Source organism: Mesorhizobium norvegicum, from assembly GCF_004919685.1.
In the GTDB taxonomy this organism is placed as follows: domain Bacteria; phylum Pseudomonadota; class Alphaproteobacteria; order Rhizobiales; family Rhizobiaceae; genus Mesorhizobium; species Mesorhizobium norvegicum.
In genome coordinates, this window is sequence record NZ_SMYZ01000004.1 from 210,526 (window position 1) to 227,701 (window position 17,176).

Genomic DNA, 17,176 nt, shown 5'->3' on the forward strand with positions numbered 1-17,176 from the left:
GCCCTCAATTCTCGTTGATCTTCGAGCCTTTGATGATCACATCGCTCGACGCCTTGATGTTGATCGTGCCCGAGCCCTTCACGGTAATATCCTTGCCCTCGATGATGATCGTGCCGTCCTTCTTCATCACGATCTGCGCGCTTCCAGACTTCAGCGTGATGGACTCCTTGGCGTCGAGCGTGAAGTTCTTGCCAACGTCGATGACTCCGCTTTCGCCGACGTCGATCTTGCTGCCTTTGGCGATCTTGAGCATGTGCCCGCCGCCGACGTCAGTGCTGTCGTTGGATTTGATGTTGGCTATGCGTGAGGCGCCTACATCGGTCGCTTGCGACGCGGCGATGGCGACGGTCTGCCCGGCACCTATGCTGATGCTCTGATCGGCGCCGATGGTCCAGGTATCGCTCGTCCCTATGTTGTGCGTCTGGCTGATGCCCACGCTCACCGAGCGCGTCGCGCCGATGGTGTTGGTCTGCACAGCTCCAACGGTCCTCGTCTCCGCGGCACCGACGGTGTCGATGCGAGCCGCGCCAATGGTGACTGTCTGAACCAGGCCCACGGTCTGCGAATGATTGGCGTCGATATTCTCCGTCGAGTTCGACACGACATGAATCGTCTCGTTGGCCATGACCGTCAGCGACCGGTTCTTGCCCACCGTCTCGGTGTCGTTGCTGCCTATATTGGTGGTCTGGTCGACGCCGACCTTGACCGTCTTGTTGTTGCCGACGTCCTCGTCGAGGTTGTGGCCGACGGAATGCTTGGCGTCGTGATCGATGCGGTCCGACTGATCGTGCTGCACCAGCTTGGTGCGGTCATGCTTGATCAGAAGGTGGTGATCCTTCTGCGCCTGGAAATTGACCAGTTCGGAGCCGGCCTTGTCCTCGAACATCAGCTCGTTGTAGCCACCGCCGCCGAGCGAGGAGTTCGACTTCCAGCCGGATTGCGTGGCATTCGCCGGCAGGCCGTAGGGCGGCATCTGCGAGGCATTGTAGACCCGGCCGGTGATGATCGGCAGGTCAGGGTCGCCTTCAATGAAGTCGACGATCACCTCCTGGCCGATGCGCGGTATCTGGATGAAGCCCCAGCCGCTGCCGGCCCAGGTCTGCGAGACCCGCACGAAACAGGAGCTGTTCTCGTCCTTCTTGCCCAGGCGGTCCCAGTGGAACTGCACCTTCACCCGTGCGTATTTGTCGGTGAATATTTCCTGGCCTGACGGACCGACCACCGTTGCCGTCTGCGGCCCGCGCATGATCGGCCGTGGCGTGATGCGCGGCGGACGATAGGGCAAGGCGGTAGGCGCCACGCCGAGGATCACCTTGAAATTCTCGCTGTCGACGTCGGCATGGCTTCTGTATCCGGGATCGAACAGCCTGTATTCGGCACTGACAACCAGATACTCCTGGTTCTGGTCCTCGCGCGGAAAGCCATCCAGCTTGAACGTGCAGCCCGAATACAGGCCGCGCACGGTGCCGACCGCGGCGATGCGCTGGTGGACGGCCTGGATTTCCTCGCGCCGGATCGCGGCAAGGTTGTCGCCCCGGCCGACTTCGAGATGCGCGCCGGGCTGGCGATAGTTTTCGCCGGCGGCCAGTTTGTGACTGAACGGCTGGGCCGACTTGGCCATAAGGTCGGCGCCCGGCTTCTTGAAATCATAATCGGTGTGGGCATAGGCGCCCGGGCGGACCGAACTGCCCGGTATCCATTCGGTGATGTATTCGACATCGCGCCGGGAGCCCTGCCCTTCAAAGTGATACGGCACTTTCTCGTAGCCCGGCGCCGGCTTCAGCTTGCTCATCGCATCGGTCAGGACAAGCGTGTGTTTGCCCTCGTCATGCTCGAAAAAATACAGGATGCCTTCATGCTCGAGCAGTCGCTGGACGAAATCCAGATCGGTCTCGTCATATTGCACGCAGTATTCGCGCGGAGGGTAGGATCCCTGCAGACGCAGATCGAATTCCGCCGTGCTGTATTTCTTGAAAACGTCCTTGACGATGTCGACGACGCTCTTGTTCTGGAAAATACGGCAATCGGTGGTGTTGCCAAGAAACCAGAGCCATGGCCTGATGACCGCTTCGTAGTAGGCCAGCCGATCCTCGATGCGGGTCAGGCGAAACTCGGACACAAGGCCGCTGAACCAACGTTTCGGATCGGATTCGCCTTCAACCGAAACGACACCCCCCAGCATCTTCAGCGGATCGATATCGGGGCTGGGGCTGACGAACCCTACCGTATAGGCCAAACAACGGCTGATCTCATCGCGACCGACAAGATGCGTGAAGGTCAACAGCTCGGCGCCAACCGGTGTCTGCACAACCGTGGCACGTTCGTTCGGCATGGGTCGTGCCCCTCCTGGACGCGGCCGCCGGCGCGGTGGATTTGAAGTTCCCGCATCCAGAAACTTTTTTGCGCCCGCCGCACCAAGCTATGTTGAGCCTACCACATGTTGTCCTGCCGACCAAAGAGGATGCACAGCGGAAAAACCTTGCCCTGTCGATGCATCGGCTCGAAACGCCGCTGTCCTGTTGGATGTGCAAACTGCTAGAATGTGGAGTATCGATCAGCGTTCGACGGCGATCCTGGATGTATATCAGTCTGCAAATCAACAATGTCGACGCCTTGCCTGCGGGCGTCTCGACCGGCTACGCGGCGCGTGATCGTGGCTTCGAAATCGGACGCGAGGCTTGTGATTGGACCCTGCCAGACCCCGACAAGTTCATCTCGGGCCGGCATTGCGAGGTCCGCTACGAGGCAGGCGCGTTCTGGCTGCACGACGTCTCGCGCAACGGAACCTACATCAACGGATCGAGCCAGCGCATGACTGCCCCGCATCGACTGAGCCATGGCGACCGGGTGCTGATCGGCCGCTATGTCTTGTTCGTATCGATCGACGACGAGCGCGCCTCGACAGGTCATCCCAGCCACAGTTCGACACAACGAGAAATGCCGGTCGCGACAGGCCGGCCGCTGGAATTCGCCGCCGAGCCGTTCTTCACTCCATCGGAGCAACAGTCCGGGCAGCGGGTTCCGGCTCCGGCGTTCTCGTCGCAACCGCCTCTGCCCTCGACCAGAGACGAAGTGCTGCGGGAAATTGCGATCGCGGCCGGCATCTCGCCGGAATTGCTTCAATCGCGCGACCCGCATGAAGTTGCCGCCGAAATCGGCACGGTCCTGCGGACAGTGGTCGAGGAACTGACCATGCTTTTGAAAGCACGCGCGGCCGCGAAAATGCTGGCCAAGAGCACACAGAGAACGATGATCAGCGCCGCCGACAACAATCCCCTGAAGTTCGTCCCGGGAACCGACGACATCCTCGAAATCATGTTCGCCCGCCGCAGGGCCGGCTATCTTGATGCCAGGCGCAGTATCGAAGATGCATTCCGCGATCTCAAGACGCACGAATTCGCCACCTATGCCGCCATGCAAGCTGCGCTGTCGCGGCTGCTTGATGACCTGTCGCCCGAGGCGATCGGAAGGAAACTCCCCCCTACGTCGTTCTCGTCGAAGAAAAGCCAGGCCTGGGACGCTTTTGTCGCGACCTGGCGAACCATGGAGGAAGCTCACGAGAACGGCATGCTGGACATATTCCTGGCCTATTTCAGCGAAGCCTATGCCAAGGCCGACAAGCAGAAATAGACCGGCCCAAAGAGGATGCGAGACTGAGGCCGGCGAAGAAAACCTTTTCGGTGCGCGGCATCCGGTTTCAATCGAGAGTTTGTGAGATTACGATCGCATACGACAATTCGCTAAGCGGGTAAGGCTGATCGACCTGGGGGTCTGCGGCAAATGTCATCTTTCGGCGGGATAGTAAGATATAGCCGACCTTCCTCCGGACACTGCCAGGGTCGGCAGAGGTTGCATTTCCTTGACCTGACGAGAAACCGTTTTGCGCCTGTCTCGCCCAGTCGCGGGCACACCGCCTGCACGGACGATCGGCCATGAGTTCGAAAGACGATCCTTTAGGCCCGGCGGGCAAGACCGTCATTCGTGCCCCTCCACGGCGTGAGCGAAAACCGGCGCCGGTCCCTCAGGAGCCCGCAGTGAATGACGGGCAAGCCTCGCGAATCAAGGATTCGACCGTGTTCGATCCCGGCGTCGGCCGGCACACACCGCCGGGCTGGACATCCGGGACCGTGATTTATCAAGGAGCTCCTTCCGGAGCGGCAGGAGGCGTCGCTTCTGCGGCGGCGTCGGCTCTGCGGCAGGAGACCCTGCTCAGTGTCACGGACAGTGTCAGATATTCCGCGACAAACCCGATCCTTGCCGCGGCCGCACCATTGCTGATGCTGTTCGGCCAACTCAGGCTTATCGCCGTCGAGAGACAAGCCGGGCCGTTGGCCGAACATGTCACTGAGGCGATTGATAGGTTCGACAGGACGCTGGAGAAATCAGGTGTTGCCGAGGAGGATGCGCGGATTGCGAAATTTGTCCTCTGCGAAACCGCCGACGATCTCATCGGCAACCTGCCTTGGCCACAGAAGGACGCCTGGGCGCCGCACAGCATGCTGTCGCAGTTCTTTCACGTCGAGCCTAGCGGCACAGGCTTCTTCGAAGCGCTGAACAAGATCCTGGCCAGTCCCGAGGCACACTACGATCTGCTCGAACTGATGCATGTCTGCCTGTCGCTGGGGTTCGAGGGCCAGTATCGCGGCCTGACACGCGAAGACAGCAATCTCGAACGCGTTCGGCGCGACGTCTACGAAACGCTTCGCTATTTCAGGGCACGCGCGGACGAGGACATCTCGCCCCACTGGCAGGGCTTGGCGTCGACCATGACGCAATCGTCGACACGCGTGCCGCTCTGGGTCGTCGCGGCAGCTGCGTCGGCGCTGCTGACTGCTGCATTCTTCGCACTGCGGGTCTTCATCACCAATGAAGGCGACGCCGCCGCCGGTGAATTGCTGGCGCTCACCCCATCGACGCCGATCGCCATCGAGCGCGCCAGCGTGGCGCCGTTGGCCGAGCCGGCGAAAGTCGTCCCACCCGCCGCCACAACCACGCAGATCGATCGCATCCGTTCGGCACTGGCCAAGGACGTCGAAGGCGGCGGGCTGACCATCGGCACGAAGGGCGACTTCATTGTTGTGGAAATCAACAATCTCCTGCTGTTCCAGTCCGGCAGGGCCGAGGCGAAGCCGGAGTTCCAGCCTATTGCCGCCGATATCGCCGCCGCCCTGGAACCCGAACGCGGACCGATCAAGATCGTCGGCCATACGGACAATGTGAAGCCGCGAAAATCGAGCCCGTTCAAGTCCAACTTCGATCTTTCCGTCGCCAGGGCGAAGGCCGTCGAGACAATGATGGCACCGAAGTTCAGCGATCCTTCGCGACTGACGGTCGACGGCAAGGGCGAGGATGAGCCAATCGCCGACAATGCGACGCCGGAAGGCCGCACCAAGAACCGCCGTGTCGATGTGATGATCGCCAAGGAGGAAACATTGTGAGCACAGCCAGTTGGAAGCGCCGATGACGCGTTGGCTGTTGCGGATATTCAGCATGATCGCGCTGGCCGGTCTCGCGGCGGCGGTGTGGTTTGCCGGACCCTTGATCCGCTTCGCCGATACCCGTCCTCTCGGGCCTGCCTGGCTGCGCGCCACTATCATCGGTGTGATCTTGGCAGCGCTCGCGCTTTTCTACGGCCTGCGTTTGTGGCAAGCGAGAAAAGCGCAAAAAGAGCTCGAAACCGCGGTCGCACACAATGACGATCGCGATGACGACTCGCGGGTGCTCGAAGCCCGCATGAATGAGGCCGTGGCGGCGCTCAAGCGGTCGAGCGGCAAGCGCAATTTCCTCTATGAGATCCCCTGGTACGTCGTCATCGGCCCGCCCGGCGCAGGCAAGACAACGGCGCTGGTCAATTCGGGTCTGAATTTTCCGCTGGCCGGTTCGGGTGATGCCCAGCCAGTTGCGGGCGTTGGCGGCACCCGCTCCTGTGACTGGTGGTTTACCGACCAGGCCGTCCTGATCGACACCGCCGGACGCTACACGACGCAGGATTCCAGTGCCGAGAGCGACAAGAAGAGCTGGCTCGCCTTCTTGTCGCTGCTCAAGAGAGCCCGCCCACGGCAACCGATAAACGGCGTCATCCTGGCTATCAGCCTTGCCGATCTGGTCAGCCTCGACGATCGGCAGCTTGACGCTCACGTCGTCGAGATACGCAGTCGTCTGCGGGAAATCCACGAGACGCTGAAAATCCAGTTTCCGGTGTACCTGCTGTTCACCAAGGCCGACCTGGTTTCCGGGTTCATGGATTACTTCGGCGGCTTCGACGAGCCACGCCGGCGCAAGGTCTGGGGCGCGACATTCCAGACCACGGATCGCAACAAGAATATGGCCGCCGAGGCTCCGGCAGAATTCGATGCACTGGCAAGACGCCTGGCAGAGGAGATGCCTGACCGCCTGCAGGAAGAGGCTGATCCGGTCGCGCGCATATCCGTCTTTGGCTTTCCGGCGCAGTTTGGCGCGCTGAGGGAGCGAGTTACGAATTTTGTCGCCAGCCTGTTCGATCCGACCCGCAGCCAGGTGAATGTCAGCCTGCGTGGACTCTATTTCTCTTCAGGCACGCAAGAGGGAACGCCAATCGATCAGGTGTTGGGCGCGATCGGCCGCAATTTCGGCAGCAATTCCCGCGCTCATCTTTCCGGAACCGGTAAAAGCTTCTTTTTGCACGATCTGCTGACGGGCGTCATTTTCGCCGAATCCGGCTGGGTTTCATATGACAAATCAGCCGTAAGACGTGCAGCGATCGCCAGATTCGGCAGCCTTGGCGCCATCGCGTTGATCGCTGCTGCAGTCCTCGGCACCCTTGCCCTGAGCTTCACAGCCAACAGGTCGCTGATCGCCTCCACCACGCAGGCCATGCGCCAGTATCGCCAGACGGCGGACGCGCTGCTCAAAAGCACCGAGGTCACCGATGTCGACCTCGAAAACGTCATTGGCCCGCTCGACCAGTTGCGCAATCTGCCGGCTGGATACGAGACCAGTGACGTGCCGACACCGATCGAGGAGACGTTCGGCCTCAGCCAGCGGGAGAGACTTCTTTCGGCATCCAAGACGGCTTACCGGCAAGCGCTGGAGCGAATGTTGCGATCGCGCCTGCTGATCCAGGCCGAGCGGACGATCCAGGCCAGGATGGCTGATCCCGCCGCGCTCTACGAACCATTGAAAATCTATCTGATGCTTGGCGGCAAAGCGCCGAAGGTCGACGACGCGTTGATCGTTTCCTGGATGAAACAGGATTGGGAACAGAACCGGTATCCAGGCGAAAACAACCGCGAAGGACGCGAGCAGCTCGAAAAGCACCTGCGCGCCATGCTTGCGTTGGACGATGCCTATGATCCGGTTTTCGAACTCAACCAGCCGCTCGTCGAAGCCGCTCAACGGTCGCTCGGGCGCATGAGCCTTGCCGACCGTGCCTCCGCTTTGGTCAAATCCGCAGTATACGCGGCAGCGCTGGATGATTTTTCTGTTTCCCTGAAAAGCGGCCCGGAGGCGCAGTTGCTGTTCGAGCGCGTCGATGGCGGCGATCTGTCGGGCCTTCGTGTTCCCGGCCTCTATACCTATGCCGGCTTCAACACCTTCTATCTCGGGCAACTCTCGCGCATTGCCCAGACGCTCGTCGACGACCAGTGGGTCCTCGGTGGCGGCGGCGAGCAAGGCGGCATCGATCTGGAGTTGCCCAAGCTCGGCCCCGAACTTCTCGATCGCTATGGGAAGGAGTTCGCAACGGCGTGGAACAGTGTTCTCGACAGCTTGAAATTCAAAGCGATGCTGAAGGACAAGCCGCACTATATCGCGCTTTCCGCCGTCGCCTCGCCAACCTCGCCGATCGAACAGCTGTTTACGGCGATCGCCGACGAAACAGCGCTGACGCGGGACGCTGCTTCGGGCAAAGACTCAGGCGCCGGGGTTGAAGGCGGCACGGTTCAAGGCCAGTCGCAGGACGCCGCAAACATGGCCAAGGGTCTGGCTCGCATCGGCATTCAACTCGCCACCGGAAAATCGCAAAGCCGTGCCGGCACAGGATCCGCAAACGCGGAAAACCAGAATCCCGGGGCCAACATCGAAGCACAATTCAGGTCGTTCCAGGCCCTGGTGAGCGGTCCTGCCGGACACCGCCCGATCGATGCCTTGACCCAGAATTTCCGCGATATCTACCAGAGCCTGCAACTGGCGACCGACGTTCCCTCCCAGACTGAACGCGTCAACGCAAATCTGCAGCTCCAGATAGCCACCCTTCGCGCCAATGTCTCGCGACTGCCCAAGCAACTCGGCCGGATGGTCAATGCGACGGCAGACGAGTTTGAAGGCAACGTCACCGAGACCTCGGTGGCGAATTTGAACCAGATGCTCGACCAGACGGTCACACAGCCCTGCGAGGCGGCGGTCAACGGCCGTTATCCTTTCTCTGGCAATGGAACCGAGGACATCGCGATGGCGGATTTCGCCAAATTGTTCGCTCCGGGTGGGCTGATGGACCGGTTCTTCGCACAGAACCTCGCATCGCTGATCGACATGACCGGTCAGGACTGGAGCTGGAAACAGGATGCGCGCTTCGGGCGAGACCTGTCGAAGTCGACGCTGAAAGACTTCCAGCTGGCCGCCGAAATCCGCAGCGCCTTTTTCCCCCAGGGCGGTTCGGTGCCCTCGGTCAGCGTGACCTTCACGCCGTTCTCGCTGCATGGCGACGCCGATGCGGCGGTGCTCGATGTCGACGGCCAGACTGTCCAGAGCAACCAGGCGGGCAACGCGCCAAGCACCGTGACCTGGCCGAGCGGCACGGCCTCCGGGTCCGCCAGCCTGAGCCTGACGCCGGAAATGCCGGGCCGCGAATCCACCATCAAGTTCGAAGGGCCGTGGGCGCTGAAGCGGCTGCTGGACAAGGCGACCATCACTGGCCACGACAGCAATGTCGAAGCGCGCTTCGTGATCGGCGGGCGCGACGTCACCTATACGATCCAGACTGGTTCAGGCCCCAGCCCCTTCTTCCTTTCCGCACTTTCCGGATTCAGCTGTCCGAAGGCGTTTTGAGATGGGCTTCGAGCTTTTCAATGCGGTGACACCCTGCATGAGCCTCAGGCGCCCAGACCCTAATTTCGATACTCTAATGTTCGAGCCTGTGGCAAAGTGGCTCGAGCGGGCGCCCGGCGGTGCGCCGCAGAGGGCGCTTGAGAAGCGCTTGGTGGCAAGTTGAACGATGTCGCCCTTCCCTTTGACAGTTTCGGCGTGAGCCACAAAGGCTGTGTCCGCGAGCACAATGAGGACAACTATCTGCTCGAGCCACGAACCGGCCTTTGGGTGGTGGCCGACGGAATGGGCGGGCATGAGGCCGGAGAGGTCGCTTCCGCCAGCATTGTCGACCATCTGGCCACGATCGGCATCGCAAGCTCCGCGCCGGATCTACGGGCGCGCTTCGAGGACAGGCTGAGCCGCGCCAATGCCGAGATCCGCGGCATATCGGAATCTCGCGGCATAACCATCGGTTCCACGGTCGCCGCCCTGTTGGCGATGGACGGACGGTTTGCCTGCCTGTGGGCGGGCGATAGCCGGATTTATCTGATCCGCAACGCCTCGATCTCGCAGATTTCGAAAGACCACACCGAAGTGCAGGAACTCCTCGATCGAGGCATGATCAGTGCAGCCGAGGCGCTCACCTGGCCACGCCGCAATGTCATCACGCATGCGGTCGGCGTCAGCGACGAATTCGTCATCGATTTCCAACAAGGCGAATTGATGCCGGGAGATATTTTTGTGTTGAGCACCGATGGGCTGACGGCGCATGTCACCGACGCGGAGATCGAGGCCGCCGTCGTATCGGCGACACCTCAGGCGGCGTGCGAAAATCTGCTGGAAACGGTGCTGACGCGGGGCGGAACAGACAATGTCACCATTGTGCTGGTCAAGATCGGAAAAGGGCGCAACGGACAATCGCTCCACTCTGATTTGTCCGGAGCGGAGGGCCGAGGCCGATGAGCGCCGACGACAAGACGCGAATATCGCCGCAGGTGGCCAATACCGCCGTAGGCACGCAGCTCAGCGGCATCTATGAACTTGACGAGCGGATCGCATTCGGCGGCATGGGCGAGGTCTACCGCGGCCACAACATCCAGACCGGAGACCACGTCGCGATCAAGATCGTCCTGCCCGAGTTTGCCCGTGACCAGACGATCTTGTCGTTGTTCCGCAAGGAGGCCTCGATCCTCAACCATTTGTCGCATGACGCAGTCGTGCGATACCACGTCTTCACCATCGATCCCGGGATCGGCCGTCCCTACCTTGCCATGGAATTCGTCGACGGCGAGTCGCTGTACGACATCATGCGACGTGGCCCGATGCCGACGGAAGAGGTGCGCAAGCTCTGCCATCGCCTCGCATCCGGCCTGAGTGCCGTGCATCAAGCGGGAGCAATCCATCGCGACCTCTCGCCGGACAACATCATCCTGCCGGGAGGCCGGGTCGACCGCGCAAAGATCATCGATTTCGGTATAGCGCGATCAGCGACCGTCGGCGGGGAGACACTGATCGGCGGGAAGTTCGCGGGAAAGTACAACTACGTTTCACCCGAACAGCTCGGGCTGTACAGCGGCGACGTCAGTGAACAGTCCGACATCTACAGCCTTGGGCTGGTGCTGGCTGCTGCTCTGCGCGGGAAACCGATCGACATGAGCGGGTCGCAGTTCGAGATCATCGAAAAGCGCCGGGCCGTGCCTGACCTCTCCGACATCGACGACGATTTTCGGGACATTGTTGAAGCCATGCTGCAACCGGATCCGCGAGACCGGCCGGTCAGCATGGCGGACATCGCCAGGATGACGCGTGGTGAAGACGAAGGAACAACGCCGCCGACGTCCATCACGCCCCGCAATCGGCCAGCTTTGCCACCAGCCGGGCAAACCCTTGCTCCTGATCCCAAGGGCCAGCCCCAGCCATCCAATGCCGCTGGACACGACGCGCCGACCGCAACGGGCCCGGGCGAGCAGCGCTTCGTCCCGCATGTCCGGCCCGCGCATTTGTCCGAACCGCGGCCTTCGCCGGTCGCTGGCCCGCCACGCGCGGTCACGGCGGATATGCCCAAGAAATCCACAAAGACCCGAACCATCGCGATCGCCGCCTTGGCGACACTGGCTGTCGCCTCAGGCGCGGGTCTGTATGTGAGCGGCTTGATGACGCCGGCGGCGCCGACTACCGGCAAGACATCGCTTTCCGCGCCCGAACCATCAAAGCCTGCACCGGAAACGTCAAAGCCGACCTCCACCGACAAAGTCGCGAACGCCCCTGAACCGGCAAAGCCAGTTCCGCCCGTGCAGCCTCAGCCCAGCGTACCGCCGGCTGAAAACCAGCCAGATGCCGCGGCGGCTCAAAAGCCGCAGCCGGCCAAGCCCGTCGAACTCCCTTCGCAGACCGAGGAACCCGCGAAGCCGCCGGCAATGGAAGCGCAACCGCAAACAGAGGCAAGCCCGCCGCCGGCCGGAAGCCAGGCAGATGCCAAGCCAGTGCAAACGCCGGAGCCGGCGAAGCCCACTGTCCCCGCGCAGACCGAGGCCCCCCCGAAGTCATTGGCAACGGACGCGCAGCAGCCATCCGAAAAGACGCCGCCGGCCCAGCCAGAGGTTGTGGAAAGCCAAAAGCCCGAGCCACAGATCAGCCAGCCGGTCGCGCCCAAGGTGGCCGCGCCGGCGCCCAAACCCACTGCAAGCCAGACGGATGTCGCGAACGCCGAGAGCCAAAAGACCGTGTCACCGGCAGCCAAACAGCCGGACCAACCTGTCGTCGCGCTGAACGTGCCCAAACCAGCGGTTCCCCCGGCCGTCGACGACATCGCACAACGTGTCTCCTGGGTTCGCGACTTCGGCGGCGGCGACTGTTTCTATGCGACCATGAATTCGACAACCGACAGCGCTGCCGCGATCGAAGGATTTGGAACGGCGGTCCAGCCATTCGAACGGATGCTGGGCGATTTCCAGGCAAAATTCCATGTCGAGCCGGACATCAGCGTCCGCCTCATTGAGCCGAGCCAATGCGAAGTCACCAATTTTCTGCGCTTTCTGGGGCAGACCGCGGCCGACAAGCCGCAGCTTGTTCTCGACCGGACATCGGTGCCGAACGGTACACCGATCAGCGGCACGCTGGTGACGCGTGGCGGGCTCATTTCCAGCGTGCTGCTGATCGATCACAAAGGCATGGTGTTCAATCTCGACGACCGCATCGTCGCACAATCGGACAAGGCTACCTTCAGCATCCCGATTGGCCTCGGCGCCGCCGACAAGGCCGCCGGAAAGGCTGTGCCGCAGATCATAATGGTGATCACGGGGCCGCAGGATATTCAGGCGGCTGCATTCTCCACGCCGACGCCAGCCTCGGTGCTGCTACCCAAGATTCTCGAGGAAATCGAGACCGACGGATCTCAGTTCTCAGCCACTGCCAAGTATTTCCGGCTCGGCGGATAGCATGGGCGCCCGATGGAACGCTGCTCGTGTTTGCCCCACTCGTCTGCCGGCCTGCCCATAAAGCAGCGTGATCCGGTTCGAGCCCTGCTTGCCCTGACGGGTCGCATGAAGCTTGTGGTCATCTCGGGCGCCGCGCTGCTGGCCGTGCTATCATCGGGCGAAGCGCGAGCCGAATTCACGGTCTGCAATCAGACACTCGACGTCGTCAATCTCGCGGTCGGCCAGAAGATCGAAAATGCGGACCAGACCGACGGCTGGTGGACCATCGGCGCAAATCAATGCGTGAACGTCATCCGCGAGGAACTGACGAACCGCTACATCTACATCTATGCCACGGACGTGTTTGGCCATGCGATCCTCACCGGATCGACCGAAATGTGTATCGAGCGACGACGTTTCTCGATCCGCGGCATCGACGAATGCTGGCAGCGCGGCCATATCGCGGCGCAATTTCTCGAAGTCGATACGCTTGAACAGGTGCGGTGGACGTTCTTCCTGACCGGAAGCAGCCAGTGACGCACAGTATCGACACGAGCTTCAGGCAGAAGAAGCAGGCGCGCCTTGCGCTTCGCAGACGCAAGCTCTGGCGCCGGCTGCTTGCCGGTCTTGCCGCGATTGTCATGCTGTCGATCGCCGTGGGCTTCTACCTTACCGCGGACTATTGGTCGTTCGGCGACGAAGACGAAGAACTCCACGCGGTCGAAGGGGTGGACGACGTACCGGCCGATGCATCGGTCTATGTGCCTGCCATCATCGACCTTGCCGGGGACCCGATGTGGATTACCCTTGCCCCCGACGCCGACACCACGTCGAAGGGCCATTCGATCGCGAGGCCGGCGGATCTCGATCAGGCCGGGGTTTCTCCGCAGATCGAAATCCTGTCGGATGTGATGCTCAGCGCTAGCGAAAAATTCATGACGACAATACCGTCGACGCAGGAGGACTTCGCATTCTTCCAGGCGCAACGGCAGACCCCCCCGCCGCCGTCCAACGATCTGCAGGTCGATCTTCAGCCACCGGCGGGGGATCTGCAGAACGATCTTCAGCCCTCGCCTGCTCCCAACGAGGCTCCGGCTGCCGCGGGACAGCAGATGGGCACCGACGATCCCGAAGCCGGCTGGGGTGAAACAATCGATGCAGGCGAGGCAGCCCTCCCCGCATTCCAGAAGACACAGATCGAAAACAACACGAGTGTCGCAACCGTCACGAATGAGTATCAGCGGTTCGAGGCGACCGAAGACACGTTCGTGAAAATCCTCAACGACCGCAGTTTGGACAGTGTTGCGCTCGATGCCCATTTCTCCGCCGAGGACGCCAAGCTGGCAGGCGAAGCGCTGAAGGCGCTTTTCAACCGGGAAGGCCTGGAACCGGGTTATGTCGTCGCCATGCGTGGTTTCAGGCCGACGCGCGAGACGACAACAATGTCGCTCATGCAGGTGTCGATCTACGCCAAGAACGTCTTTGTCGGCACGCTGACGCGCAACGCCGCGGGCGCATTCGTATCGGGTGTCGATCCCTGGGTCCGCGAAGATCTGTTCAACTATTCGGGCGCACCGGAGGAAGGCACGCACAAGCGGCAGTATCGCCTGCTCGATGCAATCTATTCGACGGCGGCGCGCAACAAAGTCCCGACCGGCGTGATCGGCGAAGCAATCATGTACCTGTCGAGAGGACAGGATCTGGACGCCTTCGCCAGCGAGGACCAGCGCCTTGTCCTGATCTATTCGCAAACGCCGCGCGGCAAGAGCGAGACCGACGGACGCGTGCTGTATGTCGGTGTGCAGGGCACTGAAAAGAGCCTCGAATGCTTCGTCTTCCAGCAAAGCGACGGTCAGTTTGCATGCGTTACCGGCGATGATCAGGTTCGTTCGCTGACGGTCACCAACGGCATGGTCACGCCGGTCAACGGGGTCATGACGTCCACCTTCGGTCCACGCAAGCACCCAATTCTGGGCGTGGTTCGCATCCACAAGGGCGTCGATTGGGCGGCCCCCGTGGGTACGCCGATCGCAGCCGCCTTCGACGGCGAGATCACCTTCCAGGGTGACGGCGGCGGTTACGGCAATTTGGTGAAGATTGCGCATCCCAACGGACGCGAGACGCGCTACGCGCATATGCAAAAATTCGCCATTGCGAGCGGCGTCGGCACCAAGGTGAAGGCCGGCGACGTCATTGGCTATATCGGCACCACTGGGCTTTCGACCGGCCCGCACCTGCATTTCGAGCTCTACCAGAACGGCGAGGCGATCGATCCGCTGGGGACGATCACCACGGTCGCCACCTATGATACTGGCAATTCTGGCAATTCCGGCGATGTCGCTGTCGAAACGCTGACCGAGCGTATCGTTCATGTCGAAAGTGGCGGCAGCGCCCGCGCCAAGAACCCGAATTCTTCAGCGACCGGCGCCGGCCAGTTCATAACGAAGACCTGGATCCGGATGATGAACACCTACCGCCCTGAACTGGCACGAACGCTGTCGACGGCCGACCTGCTCGCTCTGCGCTACGACGCCACGATCTCGCGCGAGATGGTGCGAAATCTGGCGCGGGAAGGCGAAGCCTATCTTCGGGCACGCGGCCATCAAATCACAGCCGGCCGGCTCTATCTCTGCCATTTCCTGGGCATGGAAGGCGCGCATCAGGTGCTGTCGGCGTCGGGTTCGGCGCAATTGAGCGCCGTGCTCGGGTCCGCTGTCATTCAAGCCAACCCCTTTCTCACGGGCAAGACCGCCGCCTATGTCGTGGATTGGGCAGAAAGGAAGATGGGCCAGAAGGTTGCTCGCGTGGCGACTGACGCCAGCCAGCAGACAACCAGCACGACGGAAATCCGCCAGACATCGCCGGAGTTCGAAAAATACAAGCAAGCCGTCACGGCCGTCATAAGCTCGATTCAGAATACGCTTTGAACCTGCCTGTCACGGCATTAGTCGCTCAGACTATTGGTGTCACCATAGGCACCTTTTTTCGGGTCCTGTGTGAACCAAAACCGTGGTCGAGACCACATACGCTCGAGAGCCATCTTTTGGCACAAGCGACCCAGTCGCTGACGAAATTAAGCATGCGCAGACATCAACAGTGCACCCTGGTGGGTAGAGGGCTGGTCCATGAAAGCGTTCACAGTGTTTCTGAGCGGGATTATCCTGTTTTTCCTTGCCGTCCTCGGCGCCCAGGCTGCCGCGCCTGACACCAAGCGCGTCGCGCTGGTGATCGGCAACAGCAACTATGTCCATGCGGTTACCTTGCCCAACCCCGCCAACGATGCCCACCTCATCGCATCGACGCTGCGCAATGCCGGCTTCGAGGTGATCGAAGGGGTCGACCAGGACAATGCAGGCATGCACAGCCTCATCAGCCGGTTTACCGAGCAATCCTACGACGCGGACGTCGCGGTCATTTTCTATGCCGGTCACGGCATGCAGGTCGACGGCAAGAACTACCTGATACCGGTCGACGCCGAATTGACGTCGCCGGCCTATCTCAAGACCCGTACCATTCAGATCGACGACTTCATGGCTGCGTTACCGCCCGACCCGGCGATTGGCGTCATCATCCTCGATGCCTGCCGCGACAATCCGCTGGCAAGGACGCTGGCGGCCTCGCTGCCGAAAAGCCGCTCCACCTCGCTGGGCACAGGTCTGGCGCCGGTCGAAGCAATATCGGACGGCGTCGGCACCGGCGGTCTCCTGATTGCCTATGCAACGGATCCGGGCGCCATCGCCTTCGACGGCAACGGGGTCGACAGTCCTTACTCAACAGCGCTGGCCAGGCACCTGACCGAACCCGGCGTCGAAATCCAGAGCGCGCTGACGCGCGTGCGCGGCGAAGTGACCGAAACCACGCAAGGTCGCCAGCGGCCTTGGCATAACGCATCGCTGGGACGCGAGGTTTTCCTGGGAAAACCGGGCGCGGCAGCGGCGCCTGCTGCAAATCCCGTGGCTGACGCATCGAGCGACGCAGCGACATCCTCTCCCGCCCCCGTTGCCAGTGGTCCGCCTTCGTGGGAAGTCGAGCAACGTCTTTGGGATGAGGCTTCGAAGCACAATTCTGTTCCGTTCTACCAAGCCTATCTCGACCAGTTTCCTAACGGTCGCTTCGCCACTGTGGCGCGGCTGAACGTCGACGAATTGAACGACCCGAAAGCTCAAAACCGGCAGGTCGCGGCACTTGATGCGGACCAGGCGAACGCCAGTTCCGGCTCTGCCGTGCGCACCTCGGTCGGCGTCCCGGACGAGGTGAAGCAAACACCGGGCACCGAGTTGACGGAAGGTGCCATTGGCCTCGACCGCCAGGGTCGCATCGACCTGCAATTGCGCATCGAAGCGTTGGGCAACGAGCTTGGCCACGTCGACGGAAACTTAGGCCCACAGACCCGCCAGGCGATCGGCATCTGGCAAGTGAAGAACGGCCTGCCGCAGACCAGCTATCTGACGCGCCAGCAACTGGCGTTCCTCGTGATCCAGACAGATCCGATGATGGAAGCCGTGCGTGCCAGACATGCTGCCGATCAGGCCCGTGCGACACAGCCGAAAAAGCAGGTGGTACAGAAGGTCCGCACGCAGAGACCGGTGGCACGGAAACCCCGCAAACAACAGCAGGCCGTTCAGAAGTGGCGCAACCGCGAGATCATAGTGCGGCAGGATGATCCTCCGCCACGCCGATACAATAACGACTTCCTCGCCAAAGCACTGATCTTCGGCGCCGGTGTGGCCGTGGGCGGCGTGCTCAAATAGTGACAG

At 61.6% G+C, this 17,176-nt stretch carries 9 protein-coding genes; 8 read left to right on the forward strand and 1 reads right to left on the reverse strand.

The genetic code is table 11. The features are described from left to right. Positions 1 to 4 precede the first annotated feature (4 nt). The gene (locus tag FCU66_RS02900) at positions 5 to 2,332 is read right to left on the reverse strand and encodes a type VI secretion system Vgr family protein (RefSeq protein ID WP_136619365.1); all 2,328 of its coding nucleotides are present in this window, start codon (positions 2,330 to 2,332) and stop codon (positions 5 to 7) included. Here FCU66_RS02900 and tagH point away from each other — a divergent pair. The 8 genes from tagH (at position 2,299) to FCU66_RS02940 (ending at position 17,170) form a co-directional block, all read left to right on the forward strand. Continuing rightward, positions 2,299 to 3,630 carry a type VI secretion system-associated FHA domain protein TagH gene (gene tagH, locus FCU66_RS02905; RefSeq protein WP_342778118.1) on the forward strand — a complete coding sequence of 444 codons (1,332 nt, stop codon included), beginning with the start codon at positions 2,299 to 2,301 and terminating at the stop codon, positions 3,628 to 3,630. The genes FCU66_RS02900 and tagH overlap by 34 nt on opposite strands. 302 nt (positions 3,631 to 3,932) lie before the next feature. After that, positions 3,933 to 5,438: a type VI secretion system protein TssL, long form gene (gene tssL / locus FCU66_RS02910; RefSeq protein ID WP_136619364.1), complete on the forward strand. Its 1,506-nt coding sequence runs from the start codon at positions 3,933 to 3,935 to the stop codon at positions 5,436 to 5,438. 22 nt (positions 5,439 to 5,460) lie between these two features. Further along, positions 5,461 to 9,024, forward strand: coding sequence for a type VI secretion system membrane subunit TssM (tssM, locus tag FCU66_RS02915; protein WP_136619363.1), 3,564 nt, complete (start codon positions 5,461 to 5,463; stop codon positions 9,022 to 9,024). 159 nt (positions 9,025 to 9,183) lie between these two features. Further along, entirely contained in the window at positions 9,184 to 9,966 is a 783-nt protein-coding gene (locus FCU66_RS02920; RefSeq protein WP_136619362.1) for a PP2C family protein-serine/threonine phosphatase, read from the forward strand. Beyond that, positions 9,963 to 12,440, forward strand: coding sequence for a serine/threonine-protein kinase (locus tag FCU66_RS02925; protein WP_136619361.1), 2,478 nt, complete (start codon positions 9,963 to 9,965; stop codon positions 12,438 to 12,440). Before FCU66_RS02920 ends, FCU66_RS02925 begins: the two co-directional genes overlap by 4 nt. 105 nt (positions 12,441 to 12,545) lie before the next feature. After that, positions 12,546 to 12,956, forward strand: a complete 411-nt coding sequence (locus FCU66_RS02930) for a DUF1036 domain-containing protein (protein ID WP_168991960.1) — start codon at positions 12,546 to 12,548, stop codon at positions 12,954 to 12,956. Further along, entirely contained in the window at positions 12,953 to 15,346 is a 2,394-nt protein-coding gene (locus tag FCU66_RS02935; protein WP_136619360.1) for a M23 family metallopeptidase, read from the forward strand. Before FCU66_RS02930 ends, FCU66_RS02935 begins: the two co-directional genes overlap by 4 nt. 198 nt (positions 15,347 to 15,544) lie before the next feature. Continuing rightward, a complete protein-coding gene (locus FCU66_RS02940; RefSeq protein WP_136619359.1) occupies positions 15,545 to 17,170 on the forward strand; it encodes a caspase family protein in 1,626 nt (541 codons plus the stop codon). Positions 17,171 to 17,176 lie beyond the last annotated feature (6 nt).